Here is a 15,572-nt window from a genome sequence, read left to right as displayed (position 1 = left end):
GTTCGGTGCTTCGGTGATGCAACAATAACCGGAATGCAAAAACCGCGCACAAATGATAAGCGGCGTTCGAAACCGTCTACTCGACCGTTTCGCCCGCCGCCCTGTTGCGCGCCGTTACGCCTGAGCTGCCTGCGAGGCGTTCGCCAGTTCCTCGAAGCCGACTTCCTTATCGGTCACCTTCGCCTTGCCTAACACGAAGTCGACGACGTTGCTCTCGACCACGTACGCTTCCATCTCGGCAAGACGCTGCTGGTTCGAATAATACCAGCGCACGACTTCCTTCGGGTCTTCGTAGCTTTTCGCGAATTCGTCCACCTCGGCTCGGATCTGCTCGGGTTTCGCCTCCAGCTTATGTTCCTTGACCAACTCGGCTAGGATCAATCCGAGCTTCACGCGACGCTCGGCCTGCTCCTTGAACATCTCGGCCGGAATCGGGGCTTTCGCCGCATCGGGCACGCCGCGTTGTGCCAGATCCTGACGCGCCATTTCGACCAGACGCTGCTGGTCCTGCTCGATCAGCGCATTCGGCGCATCCAACTCGGCGAGCTTTAACAGCGCATCCATCACCTGATTCTTCAGGATGGCCTGCGTGCGGCGCTTCGCCTCGCGTGCCAGATTATCCTTGATCTCCGCACGCATCTTCGCCAAGTCGCCATCCGCGATACCGAGCGACTTCGCAAATTCCGCGTCGATTTCAGGCTGATGTGGCCATTCGACCTTCTTGGCGGTGATTGTGAAACGCGCGGTCTTGCCGGCCACTTCCTTGCCATGATAATCGTCGGGGAACTTCAGGTCGAATTCTCGCGACTCACCCGCTTTCAGGCCCAGCGCCGCCTGCTCGAACTCTGGCAGCATCCGGCCTTCGCCGAGGACGAACGCGAAGTCCTCTGCACTGCCACCGGCAAATGCCTCGCCGTCGATCTTACCCACGAAGTCGACTGTCACGCGATCGCCGTTCTGCGCGCTGACATCGTCGCCGCCTGTGCCATGCTCGCCCGCCTCGTCACGGGAGTGGAAATGTACCCGCTGCTTGCGCAGGATTTCGAGGGTACGGTCGATCTCTGCGTCGCTGATCGTCGTCGTCTTCCGCTCGATTTCCGCACTCGAGATGTCGCCGAGCTTCACTTCCGGATAGACCTCGAACGTCGCATCGAACGCATACACGTCATCCTGCGCCGGTTCCTGCTTCGCCGCGAAGCTCGGTTGCCCCGCCACGCGCAGGTTCTCCGCGCGGCTGATGTCGAAGAACGCCTTGCCAATCTTGTCGCTGAGCACTTCTGCCTCGACCTGGCCGGCGTACTGCTGCGTGACCATCTTCAACGGCACTTTGCCGGGCCGGAAACCAGGCATGCGGACATTCTTCGCCAGCTTGCGGATACGCGCGTCGATTTCCTTTTGAACGACCTCCTTCGGCAGCGAAATCGTCACGCGCCGTTCGAGTTTGCCGAGGTTTTCTACAACGTTAGCCATGAATTCAATCCGTCCTAAAGTGTTCGAGCGTCTAGTTCTCCGTGCGCCAGGCGACCGGCGGCCCGATACCGGGGGACGCGCGCGGTGGCACAGCCAGTCGGGTCTGGAAAGCCGGATAGTTTAGCAAACTATTGACTCGTGACATCGGAAATCGCGGTTTTACTCCGTCTGGCGCACGATTTTGCCCATGCGCCGCGCGCCGTCGCGCCTGCCCGACGGATGGCAGCGCGCGCCGCGTTTGATAAGCTCTCGGTTCACCCCGTTGTCGAGCGGCCAACCATAAGACGCTAGGAGGCTGGTTGTTCCGATGCCTGCTTCTTCATCTCATCGCACCGATGCTCGCCCGGCTGCCGCCACGGCTGTGTAGCCATCCCATGCCGGGACCCGCACCCGGCATGGCGCGCCCGCTATGCCACGCTGCTGGAAACTGGCGCGCGGGCGTGCCGACCACGTTGCTGTCCGGCGCACTCGATCCCGACGCGCTGCCGCGGCTGAGCGAGCATTTCGCCCGCTGCTTTTCGCCGGTGCCGGGCCCCATGATTCAGCCATCCGCAACGCACCGACGCTGTTCAGCAATACCGCGGAGCAGCTTGCGCGCGTCAAATTCACCTCTCTACGCTAGACTCTTCAACAGGAACGACATGACTTCTGCCAATCAATCCGGCCTGACCCAATTCCTCACCTACCGCATACACGTGCTCAACAAGCTGTCCGAGCGCGGCATCAGCGAGCTTTATCAGCGCAAAATCGGCATATCGATCGCCGAGGCGCGCGTGATCGCAGCCGTCGGCGCATTCGGGCCGTTCTCGGTCATGGAACTGGCCCGGCACGCCAATCTCGACAAGAGCCAGGCAAGTCGCGCCGCGGAAGCCTTGATGCGGCGCGCGCTACTGCAGCGCCAAGCAAGCCGCGACGATGGACGTATCGTCGTCGTGTCGCTGACCCCGGCTGGGCGCGCGCTGTATCGCAAAATCATGCCGATCGCGCGGCGCTGGAACGACGACATGTTCGCTGTGCTTGGCGAGCGCGAGCATGCCCAACTGAGCCGGCTGCTCGATAAGGTGATTGCCGCAGCACGCAACTTGGAGGTATTGACGGCACAGAAAACGACTAAACCGCGCGCCAAACGCGCGAGCGCGTCGACACGCTAGCCGCGCTCGCGACCGGCGCCGCGCGCATCGGGCGCAAGCCGAGCGGCCGCCTTAACGCCGGCGTCAAGCGCATACTCGGCGGCGGCATTCTGGTTGTCGAATATTGCGTCGATCGTCTGTCGCACGACCCACCCCTCGCGCAGCTTCGCGTCAAGCCGGGAAACGAAGTAAGTGGACGTCCATTCGCCCGGCCGCGTCGAATTCTGCATCGTGCGAACGATAAAATTGCCGACGATCCTTTCGGCCATCTGATTATCCTGCAAAGGGGTAGCGGGTTGCCGACGATGACGGCATGATCGGCACGACTGACACGCGGGCGTAGCTCGGCCCGGCACGCGGCCCGCTGCTCGCGCACGGCCCTCGCCGGCGCCCTGATAGCGGCCACGGCGTACGCCGGCGGTAGATTTGTGGTGCGAGGAAGGGGACTCGAACCCCTACACCCTTGCGGGCGTCAGGACCTAAACCTGGTGCGTCTACCAATTTCGCCATCCTCGCATCCAGGGGCGCATTGCACGCCGCCCGGTTGTGCTGTTCTGCCTCGCCGAAGGTCGGTCAGCCCGACCCGAGCGCTGCAAGCGCAAGATTCTAACCGATTCGCCGCGCGTTGTCTGCACCGCGTGTACGGCCAATGCTAAACTTTGGTGCTTTGCGCGCGGTACAACGCCGCGCGCGCTCTTGCACGTCTCGCTTCGCGTGAATATCGACGATTATTGCCAGCAAAAGGCGGCCCCGGCCGGATCCAGCACGTATTATGCTCTGCGGCGGGCGCCGTTGACCGCGCAGCCGTTGTTGACCGCGCTGTACGCATTGCATCGGGAACTTGCTGAAAGCGTCAGCGAGGTGAGTGATCCTGCCGTCGGGCGCGCCAAGCTCGCCTGGTGGCAGAGCGAATTCAGCGCCCTCGCACAGGATGCGCCGACCCATCCGGTGACGCAGGCGATTGCCCGCCATTACGCCAGCACGGCGCCGATCGGAACGTTCATGACGTGGCTATCCGGTTACCAGATGGACTTGGACCAGGCACGCTATCTCGATTTCGCGGGACTGCACCGTTACGTGGAGCAAGTGGGCGCTGCATTGGCGAATACGGTGGCCGGAGTCACCGCGCGCGAGCCGGCCAGCCTGGCGTCATGGGCCCCGGCGCTCGGGCGGGCGTTGCTGCTTGCCGATATCGTCGAGCGCACCGGCGAGGACGCGCGACGCGGCCGCATCTACATCCCGATCGACGAAATGCAGCGATTCGGCGTGACAGCCGCCGACATCCTGCATCGTCGCTACGGCGAAGGCTTCACGCAATTGATGTCGTTCCAGGTCGAGCGTGCGCGTCGCGCGCTCACCGAGGCGCTCGGCGCGATGCCGGCCGCCGAGCGCCGGACGCAGCGCGTGCTCCGCGCGCAAGCCGCCATGTCGCTGGCGCTGCTGCACGAACTCGAGGCAGAAGACTATCGCGTGCTGCATCAGCGCATCGCGCTAACGCCGCTGCGCAAGTTGTGGATTGCCTGGCGCACGCGCTGACGCACTTGCGCCCGCAACGGCACCCATCCCCGGACGCCCGTCATCTCCGGGCACCTGTTCAGCGCAACAACCCCGGCAACGTATCGAACCGTGCACCAAGCACGGGGGCCGCCTCGATACCCCACCCCTGCTGCAGCACCGTCGCATAGAGCGAGCGGAAATCGATACCGAGGGGCAGATAGCCGTCACCATCAAGCTGGCTCAGTTGCGGCGCGACACCATAGAATCCGCCCCGCACGCGTCCACCGGCAACGAAGTGTGCAGCAACGGTACCGTGTTCAGTGCCGCCATCGGCGTTTTCGTCGGCACGGCGGCCGAATTCCGCATACGTCATGATCAGCGCTGACTCCCAGCAGCCGAGTTCTGTCAACGCGCCGCGCAGCGCGACCATGCCGTCGGCCAACTGTGCGAGCAACGCGGCATGCCGTGCCGGCTGGTTATGATGGGTGTCGAAACCGCTCAACGTAAGCCGGATCACGGATGGCGCATGCGTCGGATCGTGGCGCGCGAGAGCAAGCCGCTGCATGGCGTGACTGATTGCCGCACCGAATGCGTCGCGGGCAAAGCGGGTCGCAAACTGATAGCCGCGATCTCCATATTCGAGCGATGGCCCCCGCCTGGGTAGTCGGCCCTGCTCTCGCGAAGGTCCGGGCCCTGACAATCCCTCTCCTGGCAACGGCAGCTGCGCTGGCAATGGCGACTGCACTGGCGACGGCGGTTGCCCCGCCGATGGTGCGAAGGCCCGGGCCAGCCAGCCGTCATGTCGGTATTCGTGCGATGCCGATGCAGTTTCCCAGATTTCCCGTGAACGGTAGTGGGACAGGTTCGGCCGCGGGTAGCCCACGCCTTGCACGATGGCGAGCGACGCGTCGTCCCACCACGGCTTCAGCGCGGCCAGCGACGGATGCAGGCCGGTACCCCCGTTGAGCGGAATCACTCGTTCGCGCGCGATTCCGATCGTTGGCCTTAGCTGCCGATAGCGCGGATCCTCATACGGAATGACCGTGTTCAACGCATCGTTGCCGCCACTAAGCTCGATCAGGATCAACGTCATCCGGCGGACCGGCGCTTCGCGGCCAAGCGCGGCAACCATTGCATGTGGCGCCCGCGCCGCAAGCAGCCCCGGCAAGCCGGGTACGCACAGTGCGCACAGCGCGGCGCCACCAACAGTAAGAAATTGTCTCCGATGCACGATCTGGCAAGCTTAGCTGGCGTTCAAAACGCTCGATGAGAATCCGTCGGTGCCGCAGCATCATGATCGCGCGGCGGCCAAGCTTATCGCTTGTACAGTTCGCGTACGGCATCTTCGATATGCTGGCGCAGCAAACGCCGCTCTTCCGGTGTCATGCGTCCATCGCGTCTGCGCTGCTGGTCGAACTCGGTGGGTACGGCGGAGCGATTCGCCGCCTCGCTGGCAGGCGGCTGGGCCGGCTTGGGCGGCGTGTACCGGTGTAGCCCCTTGGGAGGCGACGGCCGCTCGCGGTTACCTTGCGCAAACGCCGGACTCGTGTGGACGATCGTGCCGGTTACGGCGCCGCCCAGAGCAAGCCCGAGCGCGCCTGCCCTCACGTATCGCACCCACGCCGTCATGTCGTTCCCTTCGTTGCTTGCGACAATATCTTGCTCTTCGTTGCGACCATAAGACCCTTGCTTATAACGAAGTCTACGCGTGGCCGGTTTACCACATGCGCCGGCATGGGTAAATTTTGTAACCTTGTGTAACCCTATAATTAAGCCCAACTCGTGGCCGGCCCTAACGCGCTAAGATTCCGTCATGGAAACCAAAAGCCCATCAAAAATTCTCGTGGTCGATGACGATCCCCGTTTGCGCGACCTGTTGCGTCGCTATCTAGGCGAACAGGGTTTCAACGTATACGTGGCGGAAAACGCGCCTTCGATGAACAAGCTGTGGGTCCGCGAGCGCTTCGACCTGCTCGTGCTCGACTTGATGCTGCCTGGTGAGGACGGCCTGTCGATCTGCCGCCGTTTGCGCGGCAGTAACGACCGCACGCCGATCATCATGCTTACAGCAAAGGGAGAGGATGTGGATCGCATCGTTGGCCTCGAAATGGGTGCAGACGATTATCTCCCGAAACCATTCAATCCTCGCGAGCTTGTTGCGCGCATTCATGCGGTATTGCGTCGCCAAGCGCCATCGGAGTTGCCCGGCGCGCCATCGGAGACAGCGGAAGTGTTCGAGTTCGGCGAGTTCGCGCTGAACCTGGCCACCCGTACGCTGACCAAGAATGGCCAGGAGATCCCGCTGACCACCGGCGAGTTTTCGGTGCTGAAGGTGTTTGCGCGCCATCCGCGCCAGCCGCTGTCGCGAGAAAAGCTGATGGAGCTGGCGCGCGGCCGCGAATATGAGGTATTTGACCGCAGCCTCGACGTGCAGATCTCGCGGCTGCGCAAGCTGATCGAGCCCGATCCGGGCAGCCCGCGCTTCATCCAGACCGTGTGGGGCCTGGGCTACGTGTTCATTCCCGATGGCGCTGCCTGAACATGCGCCGCGCGATGCACGCCCCGGCTTGACGGCTCGTTACACTAACGCCCTCCTACGATGCGCATCGACCGTCGGTTACTAACGCTCGCGTTCGGCGGTTTATTCTGGCGCACCTTCCTGCTGATTGCTTTGTTGATCGCAGTGAGCCTGGCCGCATGGTTCCAGAGCTTTCGGGTAATTGAGCGCGAGCCGCGCGCCGAGCGCGTCGCGATGCAACTGGTGGCGATCGTCAAGCTCACGCGCACTGCGCTGCTGTACTCCGACCCGGATCTGCGGCGCGCGCTGCTGCAGGACCTAGAAAGCAACGAGGGCGTTCGGGTCTACCCGCGCGAGACCACCGATGTGTACACGCTACAGCCGGACGAATCATTGACGCGGCTGATCGAGAAGAATATTCGCGCACGGCTCGGCGAGGATACCATCATCGCCCAGTCGGTCAATGACATACCGGGCGTGTGGATTAGCTTCAAGATCGATGACGACGACTACTGGGTCGCGCTGGACCGGGAGCAGCTCGACAACGTCACCGGCTTGCAATGGTTCGGCTGGGGCACGTTTGCACTGGCGCTGTCGCTGTTCGGGGCGGCTTTTATCACGAGCCTGGTGAACCGGCCGTTCTCGCGGCTGGCGATGGCGGCACGCCGCGTCGGCCAGGGACAGACGCCGGAGCCGCTGCCCGAGCGCGGGCTCGGCGTCGCAGCCGAGACAAACCGCAGCTTTAACCAGATGGTTCGCGATTTGCAGCAACTCGAGGCGGACCGCGCGCTGATGCTTGCTGGCATCTCGCACGATTTGCGCACGCCGCTGGCCCGCCTGCGGCTCGAAACCGAAATGAGTCCGTCGGACGACACGACGAAGGCCGCGATGATCGATGATATCGAGCAGATGGACAGGATCATCGGTCGTTTCCTTGACTATGCGCGCCCGGTGCAGCGAGCGCCAGAGCGCGTCGACCTGTCCATGATCGCCAGCGAAGCAGTCACGCGTATAGCATCGGAAGACGGCGTGCGTATCACCACGCGGCTGTCGCAAGGCGCGCTGGTTGATGCAGACGCGACGGATCTGCGCCGCGTGGTCGGCAACTTGATCGAAAACGCCCGCAAGTACGGGTGCAGCGCGGAGGATGGCATCCCGCACATCACGATAGAGACGCAGCTCGTGCATGCTCGCGTCGAGTTATCGGTGCTGGACGAGGGCCCGGGCATCCCGGATGACCAACTCAGCCTGGTGACCCGCCCGTTCTACCGTGTGGACACGGCCCGCAGCCAGGCCGATGGCACCGGGCTGGGCATGGCGATCGTGCAGCGACTCGTCAGCCGCTACCGCGGCTCGCTGCGGCTGCGCAATCGCGTGCCCGGCCCGGGGCTGGAGGTCACGATCGATTTTCCGCTCAGCCGCAATGGCCGTCCGGAGCCGGTCTGATACGCGCATCGGCGCATGAGGGCCACCCTCGGCGCGACGCCAACGCGCAGCACGATTGCCCCTTCGGGCGGATGCCGGCAGGCGGCAGCGCCCGACGCCCCGCCCCTGCCGCAGCCGCGGCGCCTCAGTGGCTGGCGAGCAGCACCACGGCCTGTGCCTCAATGGCCTCGCCGCGGCCGAGATAGCCTAGCTTTTCGTTGGTCTTGGCCTTGACGTTGACCGCGTCGCCGTCCAGGCCAAGATCCGCCGCAATGTTCTCGCGCATCACCGGAATATGTTTGGCCAGCTTGGGTTGCTGCGCGATCACCGTGCTGTCCACGTTGACGATGCGATAGCCCGCTTGCGCCACCCGCCGCGCCGCCTCGCGCAGCAGCATCCGGCTATCGGCGCCGGCAAAGTGCGGATCGGTATCGGGGAAATGACGGCCGATGTCGCCCAGCGCCGCAGCGCCGAGCAGCGCATCGGTGATCGCGTGCAGCAGCGCATCGGCGTCCGAATGGCCGAGCAGCCCGCATTCGTAGGGCACCGTCACGCCGCCGAGCACCAGCGGCCGCCCCGGCACGAGCACATGCACGTCGTAGCCCTGGCCAATTCGCAAATTCATTCGTCGTTCTCCTGCTGGGTTGAGTGGATTGAGCGCCGCGGCAAGCTGAGCGTAGCGCGACAGACGTGGCAGTGTTCAGCGCGCCGCATCATGCGTGAGGAACGCTTCGGCTAGCGCGAAATCTTCCGGATACGTCACCTTGAAGTTGCGCAAGCTGCCCTGCACGACCCGAGGTGCGTAACCGAGCGATTCGAGCGCGCAAGCCTCGTCGGTCACCGCATGGCCACGCGCCTGTGCCTGCACAAGCGCCTCGCGTAGCATGCCGATGCGGAACATTTGCGGCGTCTGCGCCTGCCACAGATGGTCGCGCGGCTCGGTCGCGCCGATACGCGGTATCGCCGGGTCGCCGCCGCCCGCAACACACTGCGACGGATTGACCCGTTTGAGCGTGTCGGCCACCGGCATCGCCACGATGCCGCCAACCGGGTCGTCCCGCACGGCGGCCACTAGTGCGCGGATCAACCCCGGCGTGATACCCGGTCGGGCCGCATCGTGGACCAGGACCCAGTCATCGTCGCGCGCGCCGAATTCGGCCAGCGCGAGCAGCCCGTTGTGCACCGATGCGTGTCGGGTTTCGCCGCCGCAGCGCTTGACCGCGTAGCGCAACGCGCCGAAGCGCCGCGGATCAAAATAGCCATCGTCGGGCGCGAGCACCACCAGGGTTTGGGTAAACTCCAAGCATGCATCGAATGCCGCCAGCGAGTAGTACAACAGGTTGCGTCCAGCAATCGTCCGGTACTGCTTCGGGATTGGCGAGCCCGCGCGCGAGCCAGTGCCGGCGCAGGGAATCAGGGCAAACAGGCGGGAGGTCACGAAAGTCGCACAATCCGTGCAGAGTCAAAATGAAAGACGGATTTTATAATAGGCGGTTCAAGTTGCCGCCCGCAGCCCTCATTGCCTGCTCATGCCAGATTATTCCGCTACCCCGCCCGATTCACCGTCCGCCCCGTTCTCCTGCCCCGTTCCACTCATCAAGGAGGGCCATCGCTATGCGTTCGATGGCGCATCGGGGTCCGCCGATGCGCTGGCGATTGCGCGCTACCATTTGGCGTATCGCGACCGCATGCCGATGCTCACGCTGATCTGCGCGAGCGCGGTCGATGCGCAGCGCCTGCAGCAGGAAATCGGCTGCTTCGCGCCCGGCGTGCGCGTGCGGCTTCTACCAGACTGGGAAACCCTGCCATACGATACCTTCTCGCCGCACCAAGACCTGATTTCGGAACGGCTCGCCACGCTGCACGACCTGGGCGAAGGGCGCTGCGACATACTCGTCGTGCCGGCCACGACCGCGTTGTATCGGATGCCGCCGGCCACATTCATGGCCGCGTACACTTTCGAGTTCAAGCAAGGCCAGCGGCTGGACGAAGCCAAGCTCAAGTCGCGGCTCACGCTGGCCGGCTATGAGCACGTGAGCCAGGTCGTGCGTCCGGGCGAATACTGCGTGCGCGGCTCGCTGATCGATTTGTTCCCGATGGGCTCGTCGCTGCCGTACCGGATCGACCTGTTCGACGACCAGGTTGATTCGATTCGCGCATTCGATCCCGATACGCAGCGCAGTCTTTACCCGGTGCACGACGTACGCCTGCTGCCGGGACGCGAGTTCCCGTTCGACGAGGCCGCACGCACTGCATTTCGCAGTCGATGGCGTGCCGAATTCGAAGGCGATCCGTCCCGCGCGCCGATCTACAAGGACATCGGCAATGGCGTGCCGTCGGCGGGTATCGAATACTACCTGCCCCTGTTCTTCGAGGACACTGCGACGCTGTTCCACTACCTGCCCAAGCACACGCATTTGGTGCTGGTCGGCGATATCGAGGCGTCGATCCGGCAGTTCAGCGACGAGACGAAGCAGCGGCACGCGTTTCTGTCGCATGATCGCGAGCGTCCGATCCTGGCGCCCGCGCGACTATTTCTATCCGAGCAGGACTTCTTCACGTTGGCCAAGCCGTTTGCGCGGCTCTCGCTTGGTGCGAAGCCCTCGGACGACGCCGAGCGCTGGTCGATGCCGCTGCCATCGCTAGCAATCGATCGGCACGCGCACGATCCGCTCGACGCACTGCGTCGCTATCTCGACACGGCGAGTCAGCGGGTTCTGCTCGTCGCGGAGTCAGCTGGGCGCCGCGAGACCATCGCTCAATTGCTCGCCGATCACCATCTGCGGGCGTCGCTGTTCGATTCGTTCGACGCGTTCGTACAAGGCGACGCGCCGTTCGGGCTGGCCGTTGCGCCTATTGCATCCGGCTTCGTACTACCGGCCGAACATATTGCGCTGGTCACCGAAACCGAGCTATACGGGCCGCTCGCGCGCCGCGCCAGCCGTCGGCGCCAGGAACAGGCCAGCGACGTCGATTCGATGGTGCGCGATCTGTCTGAACTGAAGGTCGGCGACCCTGTCGTTCATAGCCAGCACGGAATCGGACGGTACATGGGCCTGGTGACGATGGATCTGGGCGAAGGCGACACCGAGTTTCTGCACTTGGCGTATCAGGGCGACAGCAAGCTGTATGTGCCGGTGTCGCAGTTGCACATGATCTCTCGCTACGGCGGCGCCGATCCGGACAACGCACCGCTGCACGCGCTCGGCTCGGGCCAATGGGAGAAAGCTAAGCGGCGCGCCGCCCAGCAGATCCGAGATACCGCAGCGGAGCTGCTGAACCTGTATGCGCGCCGCGCAGCGCGCCAGGGCCACGCGTTCGCGCTGGACCCGCGCGATTACGTGCGCTTTGCAGAAAGCTTCGGTTTCGACGAGACGCCGGACCAGGCCGCCGCCATCGCCGCAGTGATCGGCGATATGACCAATGGCAAGCCGATGGACCGACTGGTGTGCGGCGACGTCGGGTTCGGCAAGACCGAAGTGGCGCTGCGTGCGGCCTTCATCGCGGTGCTCGGCGGCAAGCAGGTGGCGTTGTTGTCGCCAACGACGCTGCTGGCCGAGCAGCACATGCAGACCTTCACCGACCGTTTTGCCGACTGGCCGGTGCGCATCGCCGAGTTATCGCGGTTCAAGTCCGCCAAGGAGGTCAGTGCTTCGATCCAGGCGATCAAGGACGGCAACGTCGACATTGTGATCGGCACCCACAAGCTGCTATCCGCAGAGGTGCGCTTCAAGCGCCTGGGGCTCGTGATCATCGACGAGGAGCACCGCTTCGGCGTGCGGCAAAAGGAGGCCCTCAAGGCGCTGCGCGCGGAAGTCGACGTGCTGACATTGACCGCTACGCCGATCCCTCGCACGCTGGGCATGGCGCTGGAAGGGTTGCGGGACTTCTCGGTGATTGCCACTGCGCCGCAAAAGCGCTTGGCCATCAAAACCTTTGTGCGACGCGAGGAAGACAGTGTGATCCGCGAAGCGATGTTGCGCGAGCTTAAGCGCGGTGGCCAGGTCTATTTTCTGCATAATGAGGTTGAGTCGATCGACAGCCGCCGCGCGGCGCTCGAAGCGCTGGTGCCCGAAGCCCGCATTGCGGTCGCGCACGGCCAGATGCACGAGCGCGAGCTTGAGCGCGTGATGCGCGACTTCGTGGCGCAACGGGCCAACGTGCTGCTGTGCACGACGATCATCGAAACGGGAATCGACGTGCCGAGCGCCAACACGATCCTGATTCATCGCGCCGATAAATTCGGCCTGGCCCAATTGCACCAGTTGCGGGGCCGTGTCGGTCGTTCCCATCATCAAGCGTACGCCTATTTGCTGGTCAACGACCCACAATCGTTGACCCGGCAGGCGCAGCGCCGCCTCGAAGCCATCCAGCAAATGGAGGAACTGGGGGCCGGCTTCTATCTCGCGATGCATGATCTGGAGATCCGTGGCACCGGGGAGGTGCTGGGCGACAAGCAGTCTGGTGACATCCAGGAAATTGGCTTCCAACTCTATACCGATATGCTCAACGACGCCGTGCGCGCGTTGAAGGATGGCCGCGAGCCGGACTTAAACGCGCCGCTGGCCGCTACCACCGAGATCAACCTGCATGTGCCGGCCATCCTGCCGGCCGAGTATTGCAGCGACGTGCAAGAGCGCCTGTCGCTGTACAAGCGACTGGCCAATTGCGAGGCAGACGAGGCCATCGACGCCATCCATGAAGAGCTGATCGACCGCTTTGGCAAGCTGCCAGCACAGGCGCAGGCGCTGATTGAAACGCATCGACTGCGGCTGGCCGCCAAGCCGCTGGGCATCGTCAAGATCGACGCGGCGGAAAGCACAATCGGGCTGCAATTCGTGCCGAATCCGCCGATCGACGCGATACGCATCATCGAAATGGTGCAGAAACACCGGCACATCAAGCTGGCGGGGCAAGACAAGTTGCGGATCGAGCTGCACAGTCCTGACCTGGCGAGCCGGGTCGCGACAGCCAAGGAAACGCTGCGGACGCTGGGTGCACCGGGCAAGCAGCGGGCCAACGCGTGAGTGGCGCCACGCTGTGCCGCTCGCGCATGTCGCGCAACCGCTTGAGTCAAATGCCGTGTGCACGACACTAGGGGAATTTACGCCCCGCAGCTTTGGAACGGATTCGTTTTTGGGTATGATCGACTCGTGATCAATTGGAGCCACACTATGTCTGCATCCGCGACATCGGCACCGGCCGGTCCATCGGCGGCACTGCCGGGTACTCCGCCCTCGTCCGACCTGCCCGCCAGCGCCGCCGCCATTGCGTGGACCGAGAAGCTGATTAGCTTCGATACCACGAGCCGCCTGCCCAACCTCGGATTGATTGAAACAGTACGCGACTACCTGCGCTCAGTCGGTCTCGACGCGACGCTTACGTACGACGAAACAGGGCAATGGGCCAATCTGTTCGCCACCGTGCCGGCTCATGACGGCACCACGCACGGCGGCATCGTGCTGTCCGGCCACACTGATGTGGTACCGGTCGACGGACAGCAATGGGACAGCGATCCGTTCGTTGCCCGCATCGACGACGGTAAGCTCTACGGGCGCGGCAGCTGCGATATGAAAGGGTTCATTGGCACCGCGCTCGCGCTGCTGCCGCAAATGCAGTCGGCCAAGCTCGCCAAGCCGATTCATTTCGCGCTGTCATTCGACGAGGAAGTGGGTTGCGCCGGCGCACCCCTGCTGCTCGCGGACCTGCAAAAGCGCGGCCTGCGACCCGAAGGGTGCATCGTCGGCGAGCCGACCAGCATGCGCCCGATCATCGCCCACAAGGGGATCAATGCATACCGCTGCTGCGTGCGCGGGCACGCGGCCCACTCATCGCTGACGCCACAGGGACTCAATGCAATCGAGTATGCGGCGCGGCTGATTTGTCACATACGCGACGTCGCGCAGCGCTACCGCTCGCAGGGGCCGTTCGACACGCTCTACGACGTGCCGTTTACGACTGCACAGACCAGTACGATCACCGGTGGCAACGCGATCAATACAGTCCCAGCGCACTGCGAATTCCAGTTCGAATTCCGCAACCTGCCGACGATGGATCCGCAAGCCATTCTGGCGCAGATCGAGACGTATGCGCGTGATACGCTGCTGCCGCAGATGCGCCGCGAGCATCCGGCCGCAGCCATCGAGATCTCGGAGATCGCCGCTGCCCCGGGGCTGGACGCCAGCGAGCAGGCAGCAATCACGCAACTGGTACGGGCGCTGACCGCCGACCAGGACAAGCGCAAGGTCGCCTACGGCACCGAGGCAGGCCTGTTCCAGCGCGCCGGAATCCCGACCGTCGTCTGCGGTCCAGGCAATATCGAGCAAGCCCATAAGCCAAACGAATTTGTTTCGCTCGAGCAACTTGGCGCGAGTGAGTCGTTCATTCGCAAACTGATCACCAGTCTCGAGGTTAATGCACATGTCTGACTGGGCCGCGCCGCCGCCTGTTTCAAAGCCATTGGCTGCGTCCGCGGCGAACGTATCGACAACGCCCGCGTCAATCGATGGCCAACGCGTACCGACGCTCGATGATATCGCCGCGCAGCACCTGGCGCTCGCCCCGTGGGTCATTCGCACGCCGACCTTCGATCGCAGCGATTTTCCGTCCCTCGAAGGCACGACGATCAACTTCAAGTTCGAGTTATTCCAGGCCGCAGGTTCCTTCAAAGTGCGCGGCGCGTTCTCCAATCTGCTGACGCTGAACGACGCACAGCGCAGCGCCGGCGTCACGTGCGTGAGCGCCGGCAATCACGCGGCCGCCGTCGCGCACGCCGCGATGCGTCTGGGTATCAGCGCTAAGGTGGTGATGTTCAAGACGGCCAGCCCGGCGCGCATCGAGCTGTGTCGGCAGTATGGCGCCGAAGTGGTGTTCGCCGACGACGGTGCACAGGCGTTCGACAAGGTCCGACGCATTGAGGCAGACGAGCGGCGCCGCTTCATCCACCCGTTCAATGGGTATCGCACCGTGCTCGGCACCGCGACGCTCGGCTACGAATGGGCTACGCAGACGCCGGCACTGGACGCGGTGATCGTGCCGGTCGGCGGCGGCGGGCTCGGTGCGGGTGTCGCCACCGCGTTGCGCCTGGTGAACCCGCGTATTCATGTCTATGGCGTCGAGCCGGAAGGGGCCGACGCGATGAGCAAGAGCTTCGCGGCAAACCATACGGTGAAGATGGGCCCGATGCGCAGTGTTGCCGATTCGCTGCTGGCGCCGCACACCGAGGAGTACAGCTACGAGTTGTGCCACCGGCACATCGACCGGATGGTCACCGTGTCCGATGACCAGCTGCGCGTGGCCATGCTGCGCTTGTTCGAGCAACTGAAACTGGCTGTCGAGCCTGCGTGCGCGGCGGCGCTCGCCGCACTGCTCGGGCCGCTGCGCGATGTGCTCGAAGGCAAGCGCGTTGGCGTGCTGCTGTGCGGCACCAACACCGACGCCGATACGCTGTACCAGCACCTGACCTACGCCCGCAAGCTGTCGAGCTAGCGCACCCGCCGTCCCCGATTTTTGCCTCTTCCCGTCCTTCACGG

The 15,572-nt window shown here is 63.9% G+C and carries 13 protein-coding genes and 1 tRNA gene; 7 read left to right on the top strand and 7 right to left on the bottom strand.

The window, feature by feature from the left end:
* Positions 1-114: 114 nt before the first annotated feature.
* Entirely contained in the window at positions 115-1,470 is a 1,356-nt protein-coding gene (tig, locus tag B0O95_RS08505) for a trigger factor (protein ID WP_104077514.1), read from the bottom strand.
* A 641-nt stretch (positions 1,471-2,111) separates the two neighbouring features.
* Here tig and B0O95_RS08495 point away from each other — a divergent pair.
* Positions 2,112-2,621: a MarR family winged helix-turn-helix transcriptional regulator gene (locus B0O95_RS08495; protein WP_104077512.1), complete on the top strand. Its 510-nt coding sequence runs from the start codon at positions 2,112-2,114 to the stop codon at positions 2,619-2,621.
* On the opposite strand, the gene B0O95_RS08490 is transcribed toward B0O95_RS08495, so the two are convergent.
* Together B0O95_RS08490 and B0O95_RS08485 are read right to left on the bottom strand one after the other, a co-directional pair.
* Positions 2,618-2,869, bottom strand: a complete 252-nt coding sequence (locus B0O95_RS08490) for a hypothetical protein (RefSeq protein WP_104077511.1) — start codon at positions 2,867-2,869, stop codon at positions 2,618-2,620. The two genes, B0O95_RS08495 and B0O95_RS08490, sit on opposite strands and share 4 nt — an antisense overlap.
* 160 nt (positions 2,870-3,029) lie before the next feature.
* Positions 3,030-3,116: transfer RNA gene (locus B0O95_RS08485), tRNA-Leu, on the bottom strand.
* 198 nt (positions 3,117-3,314) lie between these two features.
* Here B0O95_RS08485 and B0O95_RS08480 point away from each other — a divergent pair.
* On the top strand, positions 3,315-4,136 hold the full coding sequence (locus tag B0O95_RS08480) for a squalene/phytoene synthase family protein (protein ID WP_104077586.1): 822 nt from the start codon (positions 3,315-3,317) through the stop codon (positions 4,134-4,136).
* Positions 4,137-4,194: 58 nt separating this feature from the next.
* On the opposite strand, the gene B0O95_RS08475 is transcribed toward B0O95_RS08480, so the two are convergent.
* Entirely contained in the window at positions 4,195-5,328 is a 1,134-nt protein-coding gene (locus tag B0O95_RS08475) for a DUF1501 domain-containing protein (protein ID WP_233203250.1), read from the bottom strand.
* Between the two features lie 83 nt (positions 5,329-5,411).
* Positions 5,412-5,726: a hypothetical protein gene (locus B0O95_RS08470; protein ID WP_104077510.1), complete on the bottom strand. Its 315-nt coding sequence runs from the start codon at positions 5,724-5,726 to the stop codon at positions 5,412-5,414.
* A gap of 184 nt (positions 5,727-5,910) precedes the next feature.
* Here B0O95_RS08470 and ompR point away from each other — a divergent pair, with 184 nt between their 5' ends.
* Together ompR and B0O95_RS08460 are read left to right on the top strand one after the other, a co-directional pair.
* The gene (gene ompR / locus B0O95_RS08465; protein ID WP_104077509.1) at positions 5,911-6,636 is read left to right on the top strand and encodes an osmolarity response regulator transcription factor OmpR; all 726 of its coding nucleotides are present in this window, start codon (positions 5,911-5,913) and stop codon (positions 6,634-6,636) included.
* Between the two features lie 60 nt (positions 6,637-6,696).
* A complete protein-coding gene (locus tag B0O95_RS08460; RefSeq protein WP_104077508.1) occupies positions 6,697-8,061 on the top strand; it encodes an ATP-binding protein in 1,365 nt (454 codons plus the stop codon).
* Between the two features lie 124 nt (positions 8,062-8,185).
* On the opposite strand, the gene ispF is transcribed toward B0O95_RS08460, so the two are convergent.
* Both ispF and ispD read right to left on the bottom strand, forming a co-directional pair.
* A complete protein-coding gene (gene ispF, locus B0O95_RS08455) occupies positions 8,186-8,665 on the bottom strand; it encodes a 2-C-methyl-D-erythritol 2,4-cyclodiphosphate synthase (protein WP_104077507.1) in 480 nt (159 codons plus the stop codon).
* A gap of 75 nt (positions 8,666-8,740) precedes the next feature.
* Positions 8,741-9,478 (bottom strand): 2-C-methyl-D-erythritol 4-phosphate cytidylyltransferase, encoded by a 738-nt coding sequence (ispD, locus tag B0O95_RS08450; protein WP_104077506.1) that lies wholly within the window; start codon positions 9,476-9,478, stop codon positions 8,741-8,743.
* A 91-nt stretch (positions 9,479-9,569) separates the two neighbouring features.
* On the opposite strand from ispD, the gene mfd reads away from it, so the two are divergent.
* The 3 genes from mfd (at position 9,570) to B0O95_RS08435 (ending at position 15,528) form a co-directional block, all read left to right on the top strand.
* On the top strand, positions 9,570-13,067 hold the full coding sequence (gene mfd / locus B0O95_RS08445; protein ID WP_104077505.1) for a transcription-repair coupling factor: 3,498 nt from the start codon (positions 9,570-9,572) through the stop codon (positions 13,065-13,067).
* Between the two features lie 147 nt (positions 13,068-13,214).
* Positions 13,215-14,468, top strand: a complete 1,254-nt coding sequence (gene argE / locus B0O95_RS08440; protein WP_199180476.1) for an acetylornithine deacetylase — start codon at positions 13,215-13,217, stop codon at positions 14,466-14,468.
* The gene (locus tag B0O95_RS08435) at positions 14,455-15,528 is read left to right on the top strand and encodes a pyridoxal-phosphate dependent enzyme (protein WP_233203249.1); all 1,074 of its coding nucleotides are present in this window, start codon (positions 14,455-14,457) and stop codon (positions 15,526-15,528) included. The genes argE and B0O95_RS08435 overlap by 14 nt, the downstream gene beginning before the upstream one ends.
* The last annotated feature ends 44 nt before the right edge of the window (positions 15,529-15,572 follow it).

Origin of the sequence: Mycetohabitans endofungorum (assembly GCF_002927045.1) — a bacterium.
Classification (GTDB): domain Bacteria; phylum Pseudomonadota; class Gammaproteobacteria; order Burkholderiales; family Burkholderiaceae; genus Mycetohabitans; species Mycetohabitans endofungorum.
Note: the sequence above shows the minus strand (reverse complement) of the source record. Positions and strands in the feature narration are given on the sequence as shown.